21 protein-coding genes are annotated in these 23,265 nt (G+C 39.1%); 11 read left to right on the top strand and 10 right to left on the bottom strand.

The window, feature by feature from the left end; translation table 11 throughout:
• Positions 1-49 precede the first annotated feature (49 nt).
• Genes dnaG through ACQY77_RS09760 form a run of 3 tightly spaced genes read left to right on the top strand, consistent with a single transcriptional unit; the run spans position 50 to position 3,477 of the window.
• Entirely contained in the window at positions 50-2,044 is a 1,995-nt protein-coding gene (gene dnaG / locus ACQY77_RS09770; protein ID WP_421942328.1) for a DNA primase, read from the top strand.
• A 7-nt stretch (positions 2,045-2,051) separates the two neighbouring features.
• Entirely contained in the window at positions 2,052-2,417 is a 366-nt protein-coding gene (locus tag ACQY77_RS09765; RefSeq protein WP_421942329.1) for a YraN family protein, read from the top strand.
• Complete coding sequence (locus ACQY77_RS09760) at positions 2,395-3,477, top strand: glutaminyl-peptide cyclotransferase (protein WP_421942330.1); 1,083 nt, start codon at positions 2,395-2,397, stop codon at positions 3,475-3,477. The genes ACQY77_RS09765 and ACQY77_RS09760 overlap by 23 nt, the downstream gene beginning before the upstream one ends.
• A 98-nt stretch (positions 3,478-3,575) precedes the next feature.
• On the opposite strand, the gene ACQY77_RS09755 is transcribed toward ACQY77_RS09760, so the two are convergent.
• The 7 genes from ACQY77_RS09755 to pgi all read right to left on the bottom strand — a co-directional run bounded on the left by ACQY77_RS09755 (position 3,576) and on the right by pgi (position 11,969).
• A complete protein-coding gene (locus ACQY77_RS09755; RefSeq protein WP_421942331.1) occupies positions 3,576-4,106 on the bottom strand; it encodes a DUF4251 domain-containing protein in 531 nt (176 codons plus the stop codon).
• Positions 4,107-4,269: 163 nt separating this feature from the next.
• Positions 4,270-4,725, bottom strand: a complete 456-nt coding sequence (locus tag ACQY77_RS09750) for a ubiquinol-cytochrome c reductase iron-sulfur subunit (RefSeq protein ID WP_421942332.1) — start codon at positions 4,723-4,725, stop codon at positions 4,270-4,272.
• Positions 4,726-4,736: 11 nt separating this feature from the next.
• The gene (locus ACQY77_RS09745; protein ID WP_421942333.1) at positions 4,737-5,675 is read right to left on the bottom strand and encodes a DUF5777 family beta-barrel protein; all 939 of its coding nucleotides are present in this window, start codon (positions 5,673-5,675) and stop codon (positions 4,737-4,739) included.
• A gap of 4 nt (positions 5,676-5,679) precedes the next feature.
• Positions 5,680-6,240: a YceI family protein gene (locus ACQY77_RS09740; protein WP_421942334.1), complete on the bottom strand. Its 561-nt coding sequence runs from the start codon at positions 6,238-6,240 to the stop codon at positions 5,680-5,682.
• A 511-nt stretch (positions 6,241-6,751) separates the two neighbouring features.
• Complete coding sequence (locus ACQY77_RS09735) at positions 6,752-8,827, bottom strand: M16 family metallopeptidase (protein WP_421942335.1); 2,076 nt, start codon at positions 8,825-8,827, stop codon at positions 6,752-6,754.
• A 35-nt stretch (positions 8,828-8,862) separates the two neighbouring features.
• Positions 8,863-10,179 carry a M16 family metallopeptidase gene (locus tag ACQY77_RS09730; RefSeq protein WP_421942336.1) on the bottom strand — a complete coding sequence of 439 codons (1,317 nt, stop codon included), beginning with the start codon at positions 10,177-10,179 and terminating at the stop codon, positions 8,863-8,865.
• Between the two features lie 143 nt (positions 10,180-10,322).
• Positions 10,323-11,969, bottom strand: a complete 1,647-nt coding sequence (gene pgi, locus ACQY77_RS09725) for a glucose-6-phosphate isomerase (RefSeq protein ID WP_421942337.1) — start codon at positions 11,967-11,969, stop codon at positions 10,323-10,325.
• 158 nt (positions 11,970-12,127) lie between these two features.
• Here pgi and ACQY77_RS09720 point away from each other — a divergent pair, with 158 nt between their 5' ends.
• From ACQY77_RS09720 to ACQY77_RS09700, 5 genes are all read left to right on the top strand, one after another.
• The gene (locus ACQY77_RS09720) at positions 12,128-12,637 is read left to right on the top strand and encodes a hypothetical protein (RefSeq protein ID WP_421942338.1); all 510 of its coding nucleotides are present in this window, start codon (positions 12,128-12,130) and stop codon (positions 12,635-12,637) included.
• Positions 12,638-12,893: 256 nt separating this feature from the next.
• Complete coding sequence (locus ACQY77_RS09715; RefSeq protein WP_421942339.1) at positions 12,894-14,198, top strand: amidohydrolase; 1,305 nt, start codon at positions 12,894-12,896, stop codon at positions 14,196-14,198.
• 77 nt (positions 14,199-14,275) lie between these two features.
• Positions 14,276-15,350 (top strand): peptide chain release factor 2 gene (gene prfB, locus ACQY77_RS09710; protein WP_421942340.1). Its coding sequence is split into 2 segments (ribosomal slippage): positions 14,276-14,335 and positions 14,337-15,350, totalling 1,074 coding nucleotides; the frame shifts between segments, so codons are not numbered across the junction.
• A gap of 46 nt (positions 15,351-15,396) precedes the next feature.
• Positions 15,397-16,272, top strand: a complete 876-nt coding sequence (locus ACQY77_RS09705) for an alpha/beta hydrolase (RefSeq protein ID WP_421942341.1) — start codon at positions 15,397-15,399, stop codon at positions 16,270-16,272.
• A gap of 38 nt (positions 16,273-16,310) precedes the next feature.
• A complete protein-coding gene (locus ACQY77_RS09700; protein WP_421942342.1) occupies positions 16,311-17,135 on the top strand; it encodes a hypothetical protein in 825 nt (274 codons plus the stop codon).
• Positions 17,136-17,183: 48 nt separating this feature from the next.
• On the opposite strand, the gene ACQY77_RS09695 is transcribed toward ACQY77_RS09700, so the two are convergent.
• Together ACQY77_RS09695 and ACQY77_RS09690 are read right to left on the bottom strand one after the other, a co-directional pair.
• Positions 17,184-18,320 carry a glycoside hydrolase family 18 protein gene (locus ACQY77_RS09695; protein ID WP_421942343.1) on the bottom strand — a complete coding sequence of 379 codons (1,137 nt, stop codon included), beginning with the start codon at positions 18,318-18,320 and terminating at the stop codon, positions 17,184-17,186.
• An 18-nt stretch (positions 18,321-18,338) separates the two neighbouring features.
• On the bottom strand, positions 18,339-19,196 hold the full coding sequence (locus tag ACQY77_RS09690) for a transglutaminase-like domain-containing protein (protein WP_421942344.1): 858 nt from the start codon (positions 19,194-19,196) through the stop codon (positions 18,339-18,341).
• A gap of 44 nt (positions 19,197-19,240) precedes the next feature.
• Between ACQY77_RS09690 and ACQY77_RS09685 the strand changes: the two genes are divergently transcribed.
• Together ACQY77_RS09685 and ACQY77_RS09680 are read left to right on the top strand one after the other, a co-directional pair.
• Positions 19,241-20,023: an O-methyltransferase gene (locus tag ACQY77_RS09685; RefSeq protein WP_421942345.1), complete on the top strand. Its 783-nt coding sequence runs from the start codon at positions 19,241-19,243 to the stop codon at positions 20,021-20,023.
• Positions 20,024-20,027: 4 nt separating this feature from the next.
• Positions 20,028-20,696, top strand: a complete 669-nt coding sequence (locus tag ACQY77_RS09680; RefSeq protein ID WP_421942346.1) for a DUF1345 domain-containing protein — start codon at positions 20,028-20,030, stop codon at positions 20,694-20,696.
• Between the two features lie 4 nt (positions 20,697-20,700).
• Here the strand turns inward: ACQY77_RS09680 and ACQY77_RS09675 are convergent, their stop codons facing one another.
• Positions 20,701-21,780 carry a BamA/TamA family outer membrane protein gene (locus ACQY77_RS09675; protein ID WP_421942347.1) on the bottom strand — a complete coding sequence of 360 codons (1,080 nt, stop codon included), beginning with the start codon at positions 21,778-21,780 and terminating at the stop codon, positions 20,701-20,703.
• A 456-nt stretch (positions 21,781-22,236) separates the two neighbouring features.
• Between ACQY77_RS09675 and ACQY77_RS09670 the strand changes: the two genes are divergently transcribed.
• On the top strand, positions 22,237-23,217 hold the full coding sequence (locus ACQY77_RS09670; protein ID WP_090881864.1) for a deoxyhypusine synthase family protein: 981 nt from the start codon (positions 22,237-22,239) through the stop codon (positions 23,215-23,217).
• Positions 23,218-23,265 lie beyond the last annotated feature (48 nt).

Here is a 23,265-nt window from a genome sequence, read left to right as displayed (position 1 = left end):
CCAAGATTGTTTCGTCCTTACTTTCAGCGAGGGTGAACTTTAGAAATATATGATAAATCGGGAAACGATAGATAAGATAATGGAAACCGCTCGTATTGAAGAGGTGGTGGGAGATTTTGTGCACTTGAAAAAACGTGGTACCAGCTTAATCGGTAATTGCCCTTTTCATGGCGAGAAAACCCCCTCATTTCACGTATCGGTAACCAAAGGCATTTACAAATGTTTTGGTTGTGGTAAGGGAGGAGATTCGGTCAGGTTTATCATGGATCATGAGAAGTATTCCTATCCCGAGGCACTGAAGTTTTTAGCGAACAAATATAATATTGAGGTAGAGGAAACTGAACTTAGTCCGCAAGATACTGAAGCACAAAATGCCAAAGAAAGTTTATACATTGTTTCTCAATATGCCTCAGCGTTTTTTGTTAAGCAACTCTGGGATACAGATGAAGGGCGGTCAATTGGTTTAAGTTATTTTAAGGAGCGTGGGTTTAGAGAAGATATTCTTAAAAAATTTGAAGTAGGTTATTCTCCTGATGTCTGGGAGGCATTAACCTCAAGTGCAACCAATGCAGGGCATAAACTTGAATTTTTAGAGCAAACGGGATTATCGATCAAGAATGATAAGGGAAAGATCTACGATCGTTTCCGTGGTCGGGTAATGTTTCCTATACACAACTTTACCGGGCGGGTAATCGGTTTTGGGGGCAGGACGTTAAAAACCGATAAAAATGTTCCTAAATACGTCAACTCTCCTGAGAGTGATATCTATCATAAATCCAATGTGCTTTACGGCCTTTTTCATGCCAAGAAAGCGATTAGAGACCTGGATAACTGTTATTTAGCTGAAGGATATGCTGATGTACTTTCGGTGCATCAGGCCGGGGTAGAAAATGTGGTAGCCTCTTCCGGAACCTCACTAACAACCGAGCAAATCAAATTGATTGGTCGGTTTACCCAAAATGTAACCATTCTTTTTGATGGCGATGCTGCGGGGATTAAAGCATCATTGCGCGGTTTAGATATGATCCTGGAGGAAGGACTGAATGTTAAAATTGTTTCCTTCCCCGATGGGCATGATCCCGATTCATACATGCATCATGTGGGTGCAGGAGCGTTTAAAATTTACATTGAAAACAATAGAAAGGATTTTATTCTCTATAAAGCCAATGTTTTGCTAAAAGAGGCCGGAAACGACCCCATCAAACGGGCAGGAATTATTCGTGATATTGTTGAGAGTATTGCTAAAATTCCTGATCCCATAAAAGCTTCGGTGTTTATCCGGGAGTGTAGCAGTCTTTTAGAGATAGAAGAAAGAATTTTACTAACTGAACTGAACAAAATGCGTTCAACAAAAAGTAAAAAGACTTTCGAAAGCAATAACAGATCCGCGGGTAGTCATTCTAATTTTAGTGGAAACCCGGCTTTTAGCGGAGGACCACCAGAGCCACTTGGTCCGCCTGATGATTTATGGGATGATAATGCCGGGCCTTCGGGCTTTGGCGAACCTGTAGCTGAAAAAGATGAAGTTCAGGAAAAGGAAATCATAAGGCTCCTGCTGGCTTATGGGCATGAGTTGGTAAATTGGGATAAGATTGATGACATGTACATTGGTTCGTTTGTCATGCAGAACTTAGCCGATGTTGAATTTGAAGATCCCATCTGTAAGCAAATTATCGACTACTATAAACAGGAAATAGATAATGGCAGGTTACCAACAGCCAATCATTTTATTAAGCATCAGGATCACGCAATTGCAGATTTAGCCATTACGCTTTCTACTTCGCCCTATGCCTTGAGTGAAAATTGGTTAAATAAACACCTTATTTATGTTAAAGATGAATCCATGAATCTTAAAGCAACGATTTTGGGTGGTATATTCCACCTAAAAAAGAAAAAGGTTGATAAGATTTTAGGAAATCTTTTAAAAGAGATTAAGGAAGAGAAGGATAATGACAACCAGATGATTCTCATGCAACGTTATGGGGTGATAAAAGGAGTGGAGCGGGAAATATCTAAATTTCTAGGTTCGGTGATTGTTAAATAGGTAATATATGGCTTTACACAATGAGCTGGGCAAACATGGAGAAAGTATTGCTAAAACCTATCTTGAAGACGCAGGCTTTGAAATTTTAGAGGAAAACTGGACACATGGAAAGGCAGAAATTGATCTCATTGCCTATAAGGAAGGCTTGATGGTGTTTGTAGAAGTTAAGGCCAGGAGCTCTGTAGCCTTTGGGCAGCCGGAGGAATTTGTACACACAGCCAAACAAAAGCAACTGGAATCCGCATCCCTTGCCTATATCGAGCTGATGAACCATCAAAATGAGATTAGATTTGATATAATTGCAATAACATTTACAAAAGATAATCATTACACGTTAAACCATATTGAAGATGCTTTTTGGCCAGAAGATTAATCCGATTCAAAAATTATTAGTCCTATTTGCTATTTTATCTTTAGCAATTGCTTGTCGTCAGGACAAACCAACAACTTACAGAAGCTTTGTTTCGCCAATGATTGGCCAGAACATTGCCTCAGGAAAGGAATTTGAAGTAAAAGTGCTTTTTGGCAGTGAAAGGAAGGTAGATTCAGTAGTTTATCTGATGGATACTATCCGGGTTTTTGTTAAAACGGATACTACAGCAGTGCTGTTTAAAACAGCAGGGCTAAAGCTTGGAAATCATTTAATTACGGCCAAGATATATGGTGAAGGGAAATCGGAAGATTTGACTTCCAATGTGAATATCTTATCTGCCAAAGCCCCGGATGAATACACCTACAAGGTTGTTAATACGCTACCTCACGACACCTCTTCTTATGTTGAAGGTTTAGAATATCACGATGGCTTTTTCTATGAAAGTGCCGGCGATTACGGCCATTCAAGCTTGCGTAAAGTAAATCCGCCAACGGGAAAAGTACTGCAACAAGCCGATTTGGACAAGCAATATTTTGCTGAGGGAATTACGGTAATCGGAGATAAGATTATTCAGCTTACTTATAGGGAAAAAGTTGGTTTTGTTTATGATAAAAGTACTTTTAAGAAACTGAGCGAATTTCAGTATACAACAGGAAGAGAAGGCTGGGGATTGGCTTTCGATGGTCAAAAGGTGTACAATACCGATGGTTCAAATACGATTTTCTTTTTGGATAAGAATAATTACAGTAAAACAGGCTCAATTGATGTTTTTGATAATAAAAGTCAGATCGATAATTTGAATGAACTGGAGATCATTGATGGGAAGATTTATGCGAATGTGTACACCACCAATTATATTTTAATTATCAATCCGGAAACCGGGGTGGTTGAGGGGAGAGCAGATTTATCCGGGTTATTACCAGAAGGATATTTCAAAACCGAAGATGCCGTTGCCAACAATGTACTTAACGGAATTGCTTATGATAAAGCAGGTAAAAGGTTATTTGTTACGGGCAAAAAATGGCCACATATTTTCGAAATTAAATTGGTTAAGAAATAGGGGGCTGACAAAAGAAAAAAACGCCCGGGTGTGAAGCACCCGGGCGTTTTGCGTTTTATTGGGTTTGATAGGGTATTTCCGCAAGGAAACTTCCTGAATTAATCTTTCTTCTTAGGTTCTTGCAGGTATCCATTGAACATAATCGGCTGTTTATTGTTGCTACTTGCCGTTAACGAGGCATAGCCGGTTGTAGAGATACTCAGTGTGAGATTATAATTATCCTGCTTGGTATCTTTCGTATTAATTTGAATGGTGTAGTTACCCCTTTTATTTTTACTCTCTTTATAGGTAAAATCCTTAGAGGTAAACTTTATTCCACCTTCACTAGGGTTCATGGGGGCGTTAAAAGCTCTTCCATAATAAGGTAAATAGGCGATTACACTATCAGGTGTTATCCTAACATCATATTGAGATCCGGTTAGGTTAATGGAACCTCCACCCTGAGCACCCGGCATCATGTTTAATACCTTGTTAATATCTGTGTTGGACATGGGTATCGCTGTATTGGCCACAAAAGTGTAGGTTTTATCTTTTACAATCCTTAACGTGGTTTCTTTATCGGTTTGTGCGAATGTTTGAGCCGCAACCAGGATGAGTGCAGCGGTCAATATCGATTTTAATGGTTTCATAATCATGTGTTTTATTTAATAACAACTTATAGATGCCCAAAACCGGTATATTCCATAAATCGTGCCCGGAACATAATCAGATATATAAATTTAACCATTTTTAAGTAAAATAAAAAGGAGTATCACGCTATTGATACTGCTTTATCCTAAAAATAAAAAACAACTATGCTGTTGCGGTTAATGTACTTCCTGTTAAAGTAAGTGGATATACTTTTAGGGCACTTGTGGTGCCACCATCACTGGGTTGCGCCAAAATGGCCCCGGTAGTACTATATCTTGAAGCATGCAAGCTACATTGGATAAAATTGTTGGCCTGGATAAAACTCAAAGTACCTCCCTGATGTGGGCAAACCGCCTGGGTTGCTGCAAAAGCGGCCACAACATTTCCGGTAGCTATACGTATAAAGAGAATTCCGTTAACAACCGTTGATGCACCCACAGCAAGCAACTGGCTATTTAAATCTATGCTTGCAGTAGTTCCTGATGGCACTCCACCTCCACCAGATGGTGGATTCGGGCTTTCCCCTGAACCTTTTTTACCACAGGCAGAAAAACAAGCACCTGTGCAAACTAACGCCACTCCAAGGCCAAGGCTTTTGATAAATTCGTTACGTTCCATAATTGTTTTAATTAGTATATTTTAGATTGAATGTCTTTGTCTTTTGATTTGAATACGGTAAAGTTTCTCGAAATGGTAAATCCAAATCTTACTCCACCGTGTTTCCATGATTTTTTGGTATTCGGTATAAAACTATTTTCAGTAATAAATTCTGAGTTCATGAAGTTGAAAGAGAAAACGTGCCCGCCGGTTTCTATTTCCAGGCCAACACCCAAAGGGTTGTAGAATTTCTGGGTTAAGTCTGTTGGCCTGTTAATTCCGTTAACAAGTGTATAATCGGCAACGAAAGAGAGTCTTTTTGTGATTTTAGCCCGCCCGGCAAAACCTATACTAAATAAGTTCTCCGGATCTTCGGCCTCTGTTGTGTTTTTACGAAGTAATACAGCTGGTGCTACTTGCAGGGAGATTCTTTGGGTAATTTTCCTGGAAAATATGGGCTGTATAAAATAAGAGAACCTGTTGGCATAAGTAGTGAATTCTGTGGTGGCAAAGGGCGCTCTTGTTATCCAGGCCATTTGTGCGAGAACAGTAAGGTTTAATGGCATGTTTCCAGATTTACCACCGCCCTGTGTTAATATTTTATACTTTAAGAACCCATTGTAAAGCTCATCATGTTTACTTCTGCCAATGCTTACAGTTAATTTATCGGTTATGCCATAATCAAGGCCAATGAATAAATCGGAAGCTACATCCAGGCCATAAAGTGTATGCCCACCGCCAAACTCTCCGCCAATATCACCAAAATGGTGTCGGATACGCAGATCAAGATCATGCTTCTTCTGGGTTTCTGTAGAATGCGATAAGACTATTCTGGTTGATTTAAAGGTTGGGTTTAATACTTTAACCAGACTGGTATCGGTAATGGTCTTCAAAAGTGAGTCTGCCGATTGGGCAAAAGCAGCACAGCCGGTGAAAAATGTAAAGCCGATAATTGTAGCGATTTTTAACATGGGATTAAGGTTTTGGGGTTAATGTTCCATTTACTTTTACCTGTATAACTTTGGCAATTTTGGTAAATACGAGCGATGGAATTTTGATGTTGTGATCAGCGCAGGCTACTTCAAAATCGGCCATGATGGTAGCTGAACCATTTTTAATCAGGATTTTAGCAGGTATATTGCGGCTTTTACTTACACCATGTACCGTTAGTGTGCCCTTGGCCACGGTATTGTATTCTCCATCTTTTTGCCAGTTAATATTAGGATTAATAGTGCCTTTGAAACTTGCTGTAGGATAACGATCACTTTCAATGTAATTTTCATTGAAATGCTCCTGCATGAGTCTTTTCTCAAATTCAAAACTTTTAATCGGGATTTGAAAGGCAAACTCTCCTGTTTTAGAGATTAGTATTGCTGCAGTTTTGGAACTGGCTGCTTTTATATCTTCAATCGGAGTAGAAGAAAAAAAAGAAGTTTTTACACTGTTGGAGATATAATTCTGCGCTTTTGCAGCCATGTGGTGCAGTAGCAGGAATACGAAGGTAATAACAGCGAGGATGATTGTTTTTTTTGTCATAACCAATACTTTCAAGTCGAATCGTTATTGAATTCGAAGTGATTACGTTGGTTGATCTGTAATGGTTGCCTGGGAAGGGGGGAAAGTAAAAAGTAAAAAGTGTGGGATATAAAGTATCAGGGATTTAGTATCAAGTAGCAAGAATCAAGTAGCAAGAATGAGGTATCAAGAATAAAGTGCCGGGAATTAATTCAGGAAATTCTTTTCATGGGTGTTGTGAGGATTGTAGCCGTCTTTACTTTTTCAATGGATAAGATTACTGTGTGACGGACAACTGCTCAGGGCTTGCTGAGTGCATAGCTGTTTATAATACTCTTTCGAAACGCTTTTCAATGAGATAGAAATAGTTTCTCTAAAGCGAAACTATTTTAGGAGAGACAAAAAATAGTTTACAAGACTGCAGGTTTGGTTAACAGTATAGCATAATGACTGTGATTGATGTTGAATCTGTAATGATTTAATAAAAAAGCCGCCATAGTTTCCCATGGCGGCCTTAGAAGATTTTGATAGATTAATTAAAATCGCTGGCTTGTAAAGCAGGATTGATCTTGATTTCTTTAATGATGATATTCAGTTCTTGTGTACCCATTGGCGTTTGCATGGCCTGAACAATCTTATGTGGAAATAAAACGTCTCCTACTTTCTTATAATCGCTAAAGTCAAAAGTCTGACTGATTTCTGTTCCTTGCTTCTTTGATGTAGATTCTTCACGCAGCAGTAAACCTGATTTTATATCATAATATTGGGTTTTCTTTTTACCACTGGCAGAGGTTACATTTAATTTATAAGCGGTTGCAGAACCAAGGGTTGCTACTCCTGCTGCTTCTAACTTTGTACCATCTGTAGCATAATCTAATTGGTTAAAAAGACCCTTATCTGCTTTTGCATCTGCAATTTCATCTGCGCTTAAGTCTGCCTTTTTACCCATTTGCATCTGATAGCCTGTTGTTCCGTTGAAAATCTGTTTCATAACCGTTTGTCCCATCATTGCTGCTTCATTACTGCTCAAATTCGGGGCAAGTTTCTTCATGGTCATGGTGAGTTTATTTCCCTGGATCTCTAACTCAGCATTCTGCTGGATCGCTGTTATCTTTTTAAGGGCTGCTTCGCCACCTATGGCCTGGAGGTAATCTGAAATAATTACATTAGGAGATTTTGCCGGAGCTGTATTTGCTTCTTGTTTAACAGCATCGGCATAGTTATCAAAAAGGCGTGTGTTAAAGCCTGCTTTTTTCAGGCCTGCTGTAAAGGCATCAGCTTTACCAACAATTACGACCCTGGTGTTATCGTGGTTAAAGTATTTTTTCGCCACGCGTAATATATCATCAGTAGTTACCGCATTAATTTTTTGCAGGTAAGTTCTGTAGAAATCTTTAGGTAAGCCGTTGATCAGAATATTGCTGGCAAATGAAGCGATTAAAGCCGGGTTTTCCAGATTCAGCGCAAAAGAACCATTGTATAGGTTTTTGGCGCTTTGCAATTCTTCTGCAGATACTTTTGTAGTCCTGATTGAATTAATCTCGTTCAGGAATTCAACTACTGCACTATCCACTTTTTCGTTTCTCACTGCTGCGCTGGCAGAAAATTTAGACTGGAATCTCCCTGATCCTGTGTTTGCATATGCACCGTAAGTAAAGGCATGTTTTTCGCGCAGGTTATTAAACAGACGGGATTCAGAACCTCCGCCTAAAATTTGATTAGCCAATAAAGTAGCGAAATAATCAGGGCTACTTAAAGGTAGGTCAATCAGATTAACAACGGTGATTTCTGATTGTACCGCATTGCTTACATTTACAATATCAACCTCTGTTTTTGCCGGGTTAGCCACCTTAGTCAATACCGGTAGCGTTAATGCTGTACCTTTCCAGTTTCCAAATGCTTTTTCAGCAAGCGCTTTCGCCTCGGCAGGTTTAATATCGCCAACGAACGTTAAGTAGCCTCTGGATGGGGTTATGTATTTTTTATAAGCAGCTTTCACATCATCAAGCGTAATGCTGTTTACTGATGTTTCAGTTGTAAATTCTCCCTGTGGATGATTTTTTCCAAAAGCCAGTGCATTAACTACTCTCGAGGAAATTGCTTTTGCACTTTTCTCATTAGATTTTAGTCCGGTTAAGGTTTGCGATTTTAATTTCTCGAACGATGACTGAGGGAATGAGGGTTGACGGATGGCTTCGGCCATTAAGGCAAAGGCCGGGGGAAAGTAACGCGTTAGTGCAGATACTGATCCACCTGCGGCAGAAGCTCCAACATCAGCACCCAACTGATCAACAGCTTCATCAAACTGAGCCTTTGTTTTAGTTGTAGTACCTTCGTTCAGCATTCCTCCCATTAAACTTACAACACCGGCTTTGCTGCCTTCAAAAATAGGGCCTGCATCAATGCTATAGCTGGCAGATATTTTAGGTAGTTTGTGGTTTTCTACTACCAAAACAGTGATGCCATTGGCCAGTTTGTAAATTACCGGATCTCCAATGGTAATAACGGGTGCCGGGCCGGGTTTTGGTTTATGTGTGCGATCTATTGTTTGTGCTGAAATACCTTGAGCGAATAAGGAAACTGCAGCGATAATAAATAATTTCTTCATGATTTTAATAATTGATATGAATAGCTAACAGTTGTTTATTTCTTAGGTAAATAGTAGAGTACCACACGCTGGTTTTTGTTGAGGTATTTTTTTGCCACCTCCCTGATTTCTTCAGGAGTGATGGATTTGATCACCTCTAGTTGTTTATTGATATCATTTGCATCTTTATTGTGGAAAGTATAGCCATTAGCAAGGTTTTCTGCTACACCAAGCATTTTACTGTTTGTACTTACATAGCTGTTTTCAAACTGATTTTGAAGCTTTTTATATTCGCTTTCACTAATCAGTTCGGTTTGTAAGCGGGCAACCTCATCATCGATATCTTTTAACAGGTCATTTAAAGCGGTATTTTTGTTTGGAAGTGCAAGCGTAATATAGGCTCCATAGTCTTCTAACGAATAGTTAAATGCAGCTACCTGAAGTGCAGTTTTCTTTTCGTCCACCATTTTGGTACTTAATCTCGAACTACCTCCTCCTGATAAGATGGAGCTAATCATGCCCAGCACCTTACTATCACGACTTTCCATGCCTGGTACGCGGTAAGCAGCAAAAATTGCAGGGATTTGAATGTTCGCATCGTAAGCTGTATCGATAACTTCTTTAGTAATTTGTGGAAGATCGTATTTTTTACGTACTACAGTTTCGCCTTTTGGTACTTCGCTAAAGTATGATTTTACCAATGTCTTGGTTTTTTCGACATCAATATCACCCGCAATTGTCAATACTGCATTATTAGGGATATAATATTTTTTGAAGAAGGCAATAAATTCATCCAGTTTTGCAGCGTTTAAGTGTTCTATAGAACCAATGGGTTGCCAGCGATAGGGGTGCCCATCAAACAAATGGTTAAAAATTTTCTCGGTAAACTTGCCATATGGAGCGTTGTCAATACGCATGCGTTTCTCTTCCTTTACAACTTCATTCTGGGTTTTAACACCAACCTCATTAATTACAGGATGAAGCATCCGCTCACTTTCCAGCCAAAGGCCAAGTTCTAATTGGTTTGATGGAAAAACTTCATAATAGAAAGTACGGTCTTGAGTGGTATTGGCATTATTTTGTCCGCCATTACTGCTTACGAGTTTCATAAACTCACCGCGTTTGATATTTTTAGAGCCTTCAAACAGCAAATGTTCAAAGAAATGTGCAAATCCTGTGCGCTCGGTTTGTTCATCCTTAGAACCTACATGGTACATCACTGATACGGCTACTAAAGGAGCGCTTTTATCTTGATGTAAGATTACATGAAGGCCATTGTCTAAATCATACTCCGTAAATTTCACCTGTTGTGCAGCTGCATTTAATAACAGACTGGAAACAGCCAGTGTGGAGAGAATTGTTTTTTTTATCATTATTTTATTTTTTAATGAATAGAATCGTTAAAGAAACGCATTCTAAATAATTAAGTTAATTCGTAGATGGTTGAATGTTAGAGAATGATCCTGCTAAAATAGGAAATAACATAAAAAAAGCGAGGCTAAGCTCGCTTTTATCTTTATCTCCAGGCTTTATATTGATTAATTAAGCCGTTGGTTGAACTGTCATGGCTGGAAATCTTTTCATTTCCTTCTAATTCTGGCAAGATTTTCTTGGCCAATTGTTTACCCAATTCCACTCCCCATTGGTCGAAGCTGAAAATATTCCAGATTACCCCTTGAACGAAAATTTTATGTTCATAAATGGCAATAAGGCTTCCCAAAGTGTATGGTGTGACCTTTTTCAGTAAGATTGAATTGGTTGGACGATTACCCTCAAAAACCTTAAAGGGTGCTAACTTTTCAATTTCAGCCGCCGCTTTACCTTCTTTTTTCAACTCTTCTGTTACCTCTGTTTCGGTTTTGCCGTTCATTAAGGCTTCTGTTTGTGCGAAGAAATTAGATAATAAAATCGGATGGTGATCACCAAGCGGATTTAAACTTTGTGCGGGAGCGATAAAATCTGCAGGGATGATTCTGGTGCCCTGGTGAATCAATTGATAAAAGGCGTGTTGCCCGTTTGTTCCTGGTTCACCCCAAATAATTGGTCCGGTTTCATAATCTACCTCATTACCATTTCTATCCACATGCTTACCGTTACTTTCCATATCACCTTGTTGAAAATAGGCCGCAAAGCGATGCATATATTGATCATATGGAAGAATGACCTGTGTTTCGGCGTTATAAAAATTGATATACCAGATGCCCAGTAAACCCAGGATTACCGGAAGGTTATTTTCGAATTCTGCAGTTTTAAAATGATTATCTGTAGCATGTGCACCGGCCAGTAATTGTTTGAAATTGTCAAAGCCGATACTCAATGAAATGGATAAGCCAATAGCACTCCATAAAGAATAGCGGCCACCAACCCAATCCCAGAACTCAAACATGTTCTCGGTATCGATACCAAATGCAGCAACATCTTTTGCATTGGTAGAAAGCGCAGCAAAATGTTTGGCGATATCACTTTCTTTAGCCCCATTTTCCAAGAACCAGGTACGTGCAGAATGTGCATTGGTCATGGTTTCCTGTGTAGTAAAAGTTTTAGAAGCGACTAAGAAAAGGGTAGTTTCTGCATTTAAATCCTTAAGTGTTTCTGCGATGTGTGTGCCATCGATATTAGAAACAAAATGAATATTGAGGTGATTTTTGTAATGTTTTAAAGCTTCGGTAACCATTACCGGACCCAAATCAGAGCCACCAATACCAATATTTACAATATCGGTGATGGTTTTACCGGTATAGCCTTTCCAATCGCCAGAAATAATGCTGTTGCTGAATTTTTCCATTTTGGCCAGTACGGCGTTTACATCGGGCATTACATCTTTTCCATCTACTAAAACAGGTGTATTACTTAAGTTTCGCAGGGCGATGTGGAGTACTGAACGGTTTTCGGTTTCATTTATTTTATCGCCCCCGTACATGGCTTTTATAGCTTCATCTAACCTGCATTCGCGGGCAAGTTGCATCAATAGGGCTAAAGTTTCATCGCTGATTCTGTTTTTACTGTAATCGAGCAAAATGTCCTCAAAAAAAACAGAGAACTTTTCAAATCGGTTGGCATCTTCTGCAAAAAGATCTTTGATGCTTTTTTGATTGATATCTATAAAATGATCGGCCAGATATTTATAAGCCTCTGTTTCAGTAAAATTAATTTTTGGTAACATAATCCTTTGAGTTTTTTGTAAAAGTAATAAAGCAAAATTTTAAAATTGTCTTTTTAGTGTTCAAAAAGAATAAGAATTTTTTTTATCAATTAAACCATGTAAATTAGTGGTATCCCCTGTTAATATTAACCATCCTAATTATTAAAAAACTTAACATTATGTTAGAAAATTTAAATGAATTGGTACGTGAAAATGTACAGGACGCTGTTGTTAATAACAGTGAAATTCCGAATGAAAAAAATGAAGCAGTGATTCAGGCGGCTTCGGGCTCGATTTTCGATACCCTGAAAAATCAATTGTCCTCAGGAAATATAGGCGGATTAGCCGATATTTTTAACGGTGGAAATGCAGAAGGAACAGAAGTTGCCCAGCAAGCAGCAGGTAGTTTTACCGATAAGCTGAGTGGTTTAGGGATTAATGCCGAAACGGCAAAGAAAATTGGAGCGAGTATTATTCCGGTTATTTTAGGAAAGCTTACCCAAAAAACTGCTGACCCTAATGACAGCTCTTTTAATATCAAAGATATATTAGGAAGTTTAGGTGGGGCAGATGGGAAATTTGATGTGAGCGACGTAATCGGAATGTTTAATGGCGGTCAAAATCAAGCTGGCGGGGCTCAGGCATCTGGCGGAGGAATATTAGACAAACTGAAAGGCATGTTTAATTAAGCTATTTTTTAATAGATTATTGAGGCTGTACATTTATGTACGGCCTTTTTTTTGAGTGATCTCTGCTTCACTTAGCCCAAAGTTTGAACTAGCACTGTAAAACATTAAAAACTTAAGCTTAGTTAAGCAACTATATGATTTGCATCCAGGACTTTAGGCCTTTTAGCTTATAGCGTACAAGCTTTCTACGCTTTTCTACAAATAAATCCGTTAAAATCTTTAGATTAGGGCATCCAAACCTAAATTATTCCTTTTTATGAAAAAACTTCCCTTAGCCCTTTTATCCTTATTGGCGATAAATACTTATGCTCAAAAATCTGATTTAAGAGCAACTGTATCCAGCAAAGCTGATGCGATCACTCAAAAAGTAATTAATTGGCGAAGAGACTTTCATGAACATCCGGAATTGGGAAATTTAGAAGTAAGAACGTCAGGGATAATAGCCAGACATTTAGAGTCGTTAGGGATTAAAGTAACGAAAGGAGTGGCCAAAACAGGAGTAGTGGGGATATTAAAAGGTGGTAAACCCGGGCCAGTGGTTGCATTACGTGCAGATATGGATGGCTTACCGGTTACAGAAAGGGTTGATGTTCCCTTTGCATCAAAAGTAAAAACGCAATATAACGGACAAGAAGTTGGCGTTATGCATGCTTGCGGACATGATAGCCATATGGCGATACTGATGGGGGTTGCTGAAGTATTGTCGGCCATGCAAAAAGATATTCCTGGTACAGTAAAGTTCATTTTTCAACCTGCAGAAGAAGGTGTGCCGGCCGGTGAGGAAGGTGGTGCCGCACTTATGGTGAAGGAAGGTGTGCTTGAAAACCCGAAGGTGGAAGCCATTTTTGGTTTACACATTAATTCACAAACCGAGGTTGGTGATGTAACTTATCGTCCCGGAGGAACCATGGCGGCTGTTAACGATATGAAAATAACGGTTACCGGAAGACAGGCCCACGGAGCTTATCCATGGAGTAGTATCGATCCGGTTGTAATTTCGGCGCAGATTATCAATAATTTGCAAACGATAGTAAGCAGGAACCTTAATGTAACCGAAAACCCTGGCGTAGTTACCATTGGTGCAATTAATGGAGGTGTAAGATCTAACATTATACCAGAGAAAGTGGAGATGCTTGGAACAGTAAGAAACTTTAGCAAAGAGGATGAGGCGATGTTTATAGAGCGGATTAAAACCATTGCAACCAAAACTGCTGAGGCCGGTGGTGCAGTTGCAGAAGTTAAAATTCCTTACAGTAATCACTATCCGGTAACTTTTAACGATGTGGCCTTAACAGAGAAAATGTTGCCAAGCATGCAGGCTACGGCCGGCAAAGACCATGTTAAGCTGAAGCCACCAGTAACCGGGGCAGAAGATTTCTCTTTCTTCCAGGAGAAAATTCCCGGGTTGTTTGTATTTTTAGGCGGGATGCCCAAGGGTAAAGATCCCTTAAAAGCACCTTCACACCATACCCCGGATTTTTATTTAGATGAAAGTGGTTTTATTCTGGGCGTTAAACTCCTATCCAATCTTACACTGGATTATATGACTATGAAAAAATAATCCTTTCTGAGTGCATTGATTTGTGATACCCAACAAAAGATTTTCATCCATGGGGTTATTTTCTATCTTTGTTACCTATGACCAAGGAACAAATACAGGATTTAAGGGACAGAGTAGAGGCCCTGAGGAGGCATCTTTGACGTCGAAGAGTTACTCTACGAAATTCGTGAAGAGGAAAAATTAACAATGGCTCCCGATTTCTGGGATGATCCAAAAAAAGCAGAGAAAATTCTAGCTGAAATCAGTGCCAAGAAAAAATGGACAGATGGTTTTAATCAAACTCAGGCTGCGGTAGAAGATGCTGCGGTTATGTTTGACTTTTTCCAATCGGAAGATGCAACTGAGGCAGAACTGCAGGAGCAATTTGACCTGAGTAAACAAGCCGTTGCAGATTTTGAGCTTAAAAATATGCTCCGCAACAAAGAAGACCAACTATCAGCAGTTATGCAGATTACCGCAGGAGCTGGTGGTACTGAAAGTTGCGACTGGGCTTATATGCTAATGCGGATGTACCTGATGTGGGGAGAGAAAAATGGCTATAAAATAACAGAACAAGATAGTCAGGAGGGAGATGTAGCAGGTATAAAATCTGTAACGCTACAATTTGACGGTGACTTTTCTTACGGATATTTAAAGGGAGAAAATGGTGTTCACCGCCTGGTGAGGATATCGCCATTTGATTCTAATGCCAGAAGACACACTTCTTTTGCCTCGGTTTATGTTTATCCTTTGGTGGATGAAACGATCGAGATTGATATTAATCCTGCAGATATTGAATTTGAAACTTTCAGGGCTGGCGGTGCAGGAGGACAGAACGTAAATAAAGTGGAAACCGCTGTCAGGCTTTATCACAAACCATCTGGTATCATTATTAAAAATCAGGAATCAAGGTCACAGCTTCAAAATAAGGAAAATGCCATTCGTTTATTAAAGTCGCAACTTTATGAGGTTGAGCAACGTAAACGCAATGAAGCTATAGCAGCCATTGAAGGCTCGAAGAAAAAAATAGAGTGGGGCTCGCAAATCAGAAGTTATGTATTGGATGATAGAAGGGTGAAAGATCACCGGACCAATTATCAGACTTCCAACCCGGATGCTGTTTTAAACGGTGATATCAACGACTTTCTTAAAGCTTATTTAATGGAATTTTAAAATCATACACATGATCAAATCATCCTATTTCGTTGTTTTATTAACTATGATGTTAACATCTTTAAAGGCCCAGGAAGTCATTCCTTTATATGAGGGTGCAATTCCAGGCGCAAAAGCTTCTGAAACCTATGCCGAAACATCTCAATTGGGTAAAGATGGTATTGCCAGGATCGGGAAGGTAACAACACCTACGTTAACTGTTTTTCGTGCTCCAAAAGAAAAAGCCACAGGAACTGCGGTAATTATTTGCCCGGGAGGCGGTTATTCGATTTTAGCAATCGGTCATGAAGGTTTTGATGTAGCCAAAAGATTTAATGAAATAGGCGTAACCGCATTTGTTTTAAAGTACAGATTGCCAAGTGATGAAATAATGGTCGACAAAGCATATGCCTTGTTGCAGGATGGACAACAGGCGATTTATATGGTGAGGAAAAATGCAAAAACATACGGTATCAAGTCAAACAAGGTAGGTATTTTAGGGTTTTCAGCCGGTGGACATTTTGCTTCAACCCTTTTAGGACATTATGATGATGTAAAAATAGAGGGGAATGGTAAGATTAGTTTGCGGCCAGATTTTGGGGTATTGGTTTATCCTGTTATCAGTTTTGAAGAATCGGTACATACGGGAACAATGAAGAACCTTCTGGGACCTGACCCTTCTGACGGAATGAAACATTATTTCTCTGCCAATAATAATGTATCGGTTGAAACCCCGCCTGTTTTTTTGGTTCATGCTAAAGATGATAAAACAGTACCTGTTGCCAACAGTATTTTGTTAAATGAAGCGCTAAAGCGAAATAAAGTTCATTCGGAAATTTATCTCTATGAGAACGGGGGCCATGGTTTTGGTTTGAAGAACAAGACTTCCGATGTAGATTGGTTCAACTTGTTGAGTGTGTGGATGAAAAAAGAGAAATTTTAATATCTTTGAAGATATTTTAACCTCTTATCTAAAAACTAATGCGCCAAACAATCAAGTATTTAATGGTAGCTTTTGTGGCTGTCATCGCAATTGCGGGCTGTAAAAAAGAAATTAACTGGAATGCTTTTCCTGATCCCAATGGAAACGGTTGTAAACTAAGTACTTTAAAGGCAGATTTTGATGGCTTTGGAAATTATACCATTAATTTCCAATACGATGCTCAGGGTCGAATTTCGAAAGCTACGGCTGGTGCTGAGACCAATACTTATACTTATTCTGCAAATAAAATAACGGCTAAAGACCAGGATGGTTACGTGGCCGAGATTAACTTAGAAAACGGAAGAGCGGCATCCAGTGGAAGTGACGGCGTGATCAAAGTAGGAAATGTTGTTTATGAATATACCCGGAAGTATACTTACAATGCAGAGGGGTATTTAATCCAGGTGAAAAATTATCTGAACGGGGAGTTATACTCTATCGATAATTTAAGTTATGCAAATGGAAACCTGGTTAAAGCTGTTTTGGTAATGGAAACTTCAGGACACACCACAACTACCGATTACAGCTATTCTACCGGTAATGTTGCGGTTAATGTTTATGAGATTTCTGATCCGCTTTCTTATCACGTGGATTACTTTCCCGGAGGCTATTTTGGAAAGCAATCTAAGAATGTTTTGCTCAAGAGTTCGTCAGTAACAGCAGATCAAAACGGAGATCCTTTTTCTGAAGAGGTCATAACATTTAACAGTCAATATGATGCAAAAGGTAATGCCACCTCTGTAAAAATGGATGCAGTTTCTACTTTTTATACTGTAGTGAACACATTTACCGCGAGATACGATTTAAGTTATACTTGTAAATAATAACATATTTAAAATAAGGAGGTTATGTATGATTATTCTCCTTGTTTTTTATTTCCCCGGAGTATTTTTGGTGTATATCGTGTCGTGAATAACATCTAATAAGCCGTTTTTATAAGTATCGTCATTCAGTTCCCAAAACATGATTCCATTCAGTTTTTGATCGATTACATATTTTGTTTTTAGCGTAATAGACTTAGGATCGTCAAAAGTTACTAAACTTCTGCTCTCGGCATGATAAAGGTAGGGTGCTTTTGCTACATCATCCCAGTGGTATTTAAAGCCATTTTCGGCAGAGAATTTATCTTTAAATTGCTTAAATGATACACCATAAGCAAATTTGGTAGGTTGATACAGTCCCTGGTTGGCATCTGTACTATTCTTGAAAACCCTTGCATAAAATGCAGCTCCCAATGCAATTTTATCAGAAGGAACACCATAAGCTTTAAGGGCTTTGATGGCGTAATCAGTAGAGAGCTCTTGCTGTGGCGTTGAAAAGAGCGATGTGTGATGCCCGCTGGTGGTAGCATAACCGCTTACCAAATCATAACTCATTAAGTTTACCCGATTAACCAAAGGCATTACCTTATCCCATTCAAAGCAAGAGTCGATACAATTTTTTGTGCCTCCGGCTGCAAAACTTATTTCAGCTTTTTTGCCCAGGGTCTTTCTCAGTTCTTTAATGAGCAGTGTAAAATTGTGTTTATCTGCTTCTGCATACCTGTGCCCTGGGAATCCTACTACTGCAGGATATTCCCAATCGATATCTATACCATCTGCCTGCAGGAAATCCAGTAGTTGCCTGGTGGTTTGAGCAAACGTTTTACGTCCGTTAGCTCTGCTAAATACTTCAGAACAATTTGGACAGGCGCTCCAACCACCCATAGCGATCATTACCTTTAGGTTTGGATTACGCTTTTTCAAGGTTACCATTTGCTTAATCAAAGCGGTGTCTCTGGCGGCATTAATATGCAGGCTATCGCCTTTTAAATGTGCAAAACTATAAATGAGGTGACTTATTTTCTCAATAGGGAAGCTGTCAATAACTGTTTTGTTACCTGTGTAGTACGCGATTACATTGGGCTTTGATGTGCTTTGAGCCTTGAGATGGGTACTAAAAAAATTAATAAAGAGGAATGAAACAGCGAATAGAATACTTTTTTTAGGGATGATGAATGTTCTCTGCACGGTTTTAGCTTGGTTGGTTTAGGCAATAATTTCCTGAAGTTGGTTTAGTTCTGCTACTTTTTCTGTGGCCCCTGCATTTTCATATGCGGAGATTAAATTTCTGATTACCCTTCGGATAATATCAGCATTGCTGCAAGGTCTGTAATATTCGGGCAATGGCTCTAAATTGAGTTGGCGTAGAAACTGGTCTACATCATGCTTTCCAAAGATATTCCCTCTGTTAAAGGCGTTGATGTAAAAAAGCACCCCATATTCAGTTCCATCTTGCTTGCTTTCATCAATGTAGCCTAAAATAAAGTGCTGAGGTAGGTTAATGCCATAAACTGGCAAATCTAGCTTTTGCGCCAGGGTTGAATAAATGATGGCTAAAGAAATCTGATTTCCTTTTTTACTTTCTAAAACCTGGTTTAGGTAAGAGTTTTGTGGATCATGATGATTTTTGGTGTTTCCACCGAAGCCATATTGTTGGTATAAAACGTGGTTAATGAGCTTTACTTTTTCTACTGAACTCATTTCATATTGTAAGCCCAGCCAGATATCTCTTTTAATCTCTTCAATTTGGTTGATTACCTTTTGCTCATCCAAATCCGGGTATTGGTATCTGTTAACGATTAGCGCGCCCTGAAGCAAATCAAAAGCACCACTCAGGTACCATAAATGCAGGTCCTCTTTTACGGTATTGAATTGAATCTGGTGTACAATATTTTCAATGCGTTCCTGCAGCAGCCCGTCAAACGATTGCTCCCAGGCAGTTTCTAAATAGTGAATCACCTCCCCACCATATTCCAACAGCTTTTTCTCCACATGATGGAAGACTTCATCATCAGGATCATCTAATAATTTAACTAAAGCACTTATCTCTGCGATATTTTCCATAAAAAATACATTCGTTTGCGGCGTTTAATTACTTTTGCAATAATATGCTATTTCAATTTATTACAGATTATTTAAAACACCGTTTCACTGCTAAAAGTCGACACGGTACACATTCTCCATTCGTTTATCAATTAGCTGATGAGGTAATTTACGATTTTAACGAGAAATCTGAATACAAAAATATTGAATTGCAGCGAAAAAAACTTTATAATGACGATTCAATTATCACTGTAACTGATCTTGGAGCAGGTTCACACCTGAATAAGAACCGAACCAAGAAAGTTAGTCAGATTGCTAAGAATGCACTTAAAAGTCCACGCTTGGCCCAGTTGATTTATCGCTTGTCCAGGCATACCAATCCTAAAATCACCATAGAATTGGGAACATGTTTGGGGATTACAAGCGCATACCTTTCAAAAGCGAGCCCTGAAGCAGAAATTATTACCATAGAGGGCTGTCCTCAAACCGCTGCGGTAGCCAAAAAGAATTTCAATGAGCTTGATTTAAATAATATCGAACTTCATGTAGGTAATTTTGATTTAATCCTGCCTGATATTATAGCCGGGCAAGCCACATTAGATTTAGTTTATATAGATGGTAACCACCGGAAAGATGCCACATTAAATTATTTTAAATGGTGTTTGCCTAAGGTAACTGAGAATTCTTTGTTGATTTTTGACGATATTTATTGGAGTGAGGGTATGAAGGAAGCCTGGGAGGAAATTAAAAATCATCCGGATGTTACTGTAACAGTAGATTTATTCTGGATTGGTTTGGTTTACTTCAGAAAAGGACAGGCAAAAGAGCATTTTAAACTCAAGTTTTAGAAACATGACTGAACCAAAATTGAAAGGCATCCAGAAGCGGTCAGCGTTATTTATATTGCTGATTAGTCTTTTTACCGGGATAGTCTTTTATTTTGGATCGCTAATGATTAACATGGGGACTTTAACCCATGTGATGTTGGGCTGGGATATCTTTTGTTTGGTGTTGATCACGCTCCACTGGTATATGTTCTTTCACACCTCTGCTGCCGAAACACATTTGAAAGCCAAAATGCAGGATGAAACCCGTGGAGAAATCTTTGCCATTGTATTGGTTTCTACCTTCGCAGGTTTACTGGCCGTAATTTTACTCCTGATTAATAATGATGTGTCAGCGCTGGATTTAATTATTGCCATTTCGGGGATGTTTTTGTCCTGGTTTTTGGTTCATACCACTTTTAGCATGCGTTATGCACACCTGTATTACGGCGATCGCCCAAAAAGTAATTCAGGCAAGCATGGTGCAGGATTAGAATTTCCCGGAGATGATGAGCCAGACTTTATTGATTTCGCTTATTTTTCTTTTGTATTGGGCATGACCTTTCAGGTTTCTGATGTTGAGATTTCTAACCGGCAAATCAGACGCCTTTCGCTGCTCCATAGCCTCATCGCCTTTATCTTTAATACCGTAATTGTTGCATTAACGATTAATGCATTGGCAGGGTTGAGTAAGTAAGATGTTAAAAAGCTTCTGCAAAACTGATATAAAATCCACTTTGTCTTTTTTCGTTAGGCTTTTTCTCGCCAACACCGTAGTCTAAACGTGCACTGAGTCCTTTTGCAGGATCAAAGAAGTAACGTAAACCTCCACCATAATTAGGTTTAAAGGCATTGGCTTTAAATTCAGAACTTCCCCAAACGGTTCCTGTTCCGGCGAAAAGGACTGCACCAAAGCGATTATTATAGCGGTAACGCAATTCAGCTTGCATAGCTAAGAGGTTCTTATCCCGGTAACGGCCAGTATAATAACCGCGCATCATTTCATCATTACCCAATTGAGGAAGGAGATAGAAGGGTGTATTATTGCTCACAATGGTATTGTATATTCCCTGAACGCCTAAAACAAATTTGCTGCTTACTGGCCAGAAGTTGCGAATGTTTACTTTAATCTGGCCGCCATTAAAATTATCCCCGCCAAAAAAATCAGGGGCATACTGGTAGGTTACCCGGCCAAAGAATCCCTTTGTTGGATAGTTATTAGAATTTCGGGTGTCATAACTTTGCGATACGCCTAGAAAAAGCACCCTCCCCCCAGGTTTACCTAATATATTGGGATCTTTAGCAAATACCCCATCCTCAACCTTATCATCAAAACTATAGTTTTCAAAGCCAAGTGAAACCCCAGTGTAAGCATTTTTAATAAAGGTTTTTTCCAGGTCGAACTGAAACTTCAATTGTTGCTGTACCAGGTCATCTTCATTACTGCTTAAAGTGTTATTGCCTAATCCATAAAAGTTAAAAGGCATTCTTTTAAATCTGACCTCACCCAGGATGTGATAAAGATTTCCTTTTGTCCAGGCATCACCTCTGAGCGCTACGCTATAGGTTTTTTTAGTAGAATAGGTTGCATTACCAAAAAAGTTAGAGCTTCGGTTGGTGGTATCTTTTCTATCCATATAAAAAGAATACAATACACCGACACCAAATTCGAAGCCGGTTTCCTGGGCATAGCCCAAAGCTGGGATAGGCATTAAGCTGGCTTTGCGGGTAGTATCTTTTGTATTGGATAACATTTTTCTAATCAATTTCATCTGGGCCATTCCAGGCAAAGTTGAACAGACTAGGGATAGTAAAACAAGCGTTCGTTTCATGTGGCAAAGAAAAGGAATTTAGCTGAAAGGTAAGTGCTGAAGGTATACTATTATTGTTGAATGGTTAGATTATTGGTCCGTGGGTCAGGGATCAAGGGGTTGGGTTAAAACAGTTAAACCATTAAACAGTTGAACAATTAAACGTATGGCAACCTTATTGGTGCTTTGGGCAGGAAATTGGTCCGTGGGTCACGGACCAAGGGTTGGGTTGGATTAAAACAGTTAAACCATTAAACAGTTGTACAATTAAACGTATGGCAACCTTATTGGTGCTTTGGTAAGGAAATTGTTCCGTGAGCCAGGGACCAATGGGTTCAACAATTAAGCTATTCAACGGTTAAGCAATTAAAGAATTACCCAGTTAAAAAAAAACCGCTATTTTTGCGGCAAACAATACAAAACGAAATGAGCAATACAAGAGGACCAATATCTCAGTTTATGGAGCGCAATTACCTCCATTTTAATGCTGCGGCAATGATGGATGCAGCTAAAGGGTATGAAACACATTTGGACGAAGGTGGAAAAATGATGATCACCCTTGCTGGTGCGATGAGTACTGCTGAATTGGGAATTTCCCTTGCAGAAATGATTCGTCAGGATAAGGTGGCGATTATTTCTTGTACTGGAGCCAATCTTGAAGAAGATATTATGAATTTGGTTGCGCACTCTCATTACAAACGTGTGCCCAACTACCGCGACTTAAGCCCGCAAGACGAGTGGGATCTTTTAGAAAACCACTATAACCGCGTTACGGATACCTGTATACCGGAAGAAGAAGCCTTCCGTCGCCTGCAAAAACATATCCATAAAATATGGAAAGATGCAGATAACAGTGGTGAAAGATATTTTCCACATGAGTTTATGTACAAAATGTTATTAAGCGGCGATTTAGAGCAATACTATGAAATTGATCCAAAAAACTCATGGATGCTTGCTGCTGCTGAAAAGAATTTGCCAATTGTTGTACCAGGATGGGAAGATTCTACCATGGGGAATATCTTTGCATCTTATGTAATGAAAGGGGAGCTTAAAGCAACAACTATGAAAAGTGGTATTGAATATATGGGTTGGTTAGCCGATTGGTATATTGCCAACAGTGAAGGTAAAGGAATCGGTTTCTTTCAGATTGGTGGAGGTATTGCCGGTGACTTCCCGATTTGCGTAGTACCTATGCTTTATCAGGATATGGAAATGGAGAATATTCCTTTCTGGAGCTATTTCTGTCAGATTTCTGATTCGACTACTTCATATGGTTCATATTCAGGTGCAGTACCCAATGAAAAAATTACCTGGGGTAAGTTAGATATTCATACCCCGAAATTTATTGTGGAAAGCGATGCAACAATTGTTGCACCTTTAATGTTTGCCTGGATATTAAAACAATAATTAATTTTTTGTTCAAAACCAAATTGGTTTTGAGTATGCCCATTCACG

The sequence above is a fragment of the Pedobacter sp. genome (assembly GCF_965279535.1).
In the GTDB taxonomy this organism is placed as follows: Bacteria; Bacteroidota; Bacteroidia; order Sphingobacteriales; family Sphingobacteriaceae; genus Pedobacter.
The sequence above is the reverse complement of the archived record's forward strand: the minus strand, read 5'-3'. Positions and strand labels throughout refer to the sequence as shown.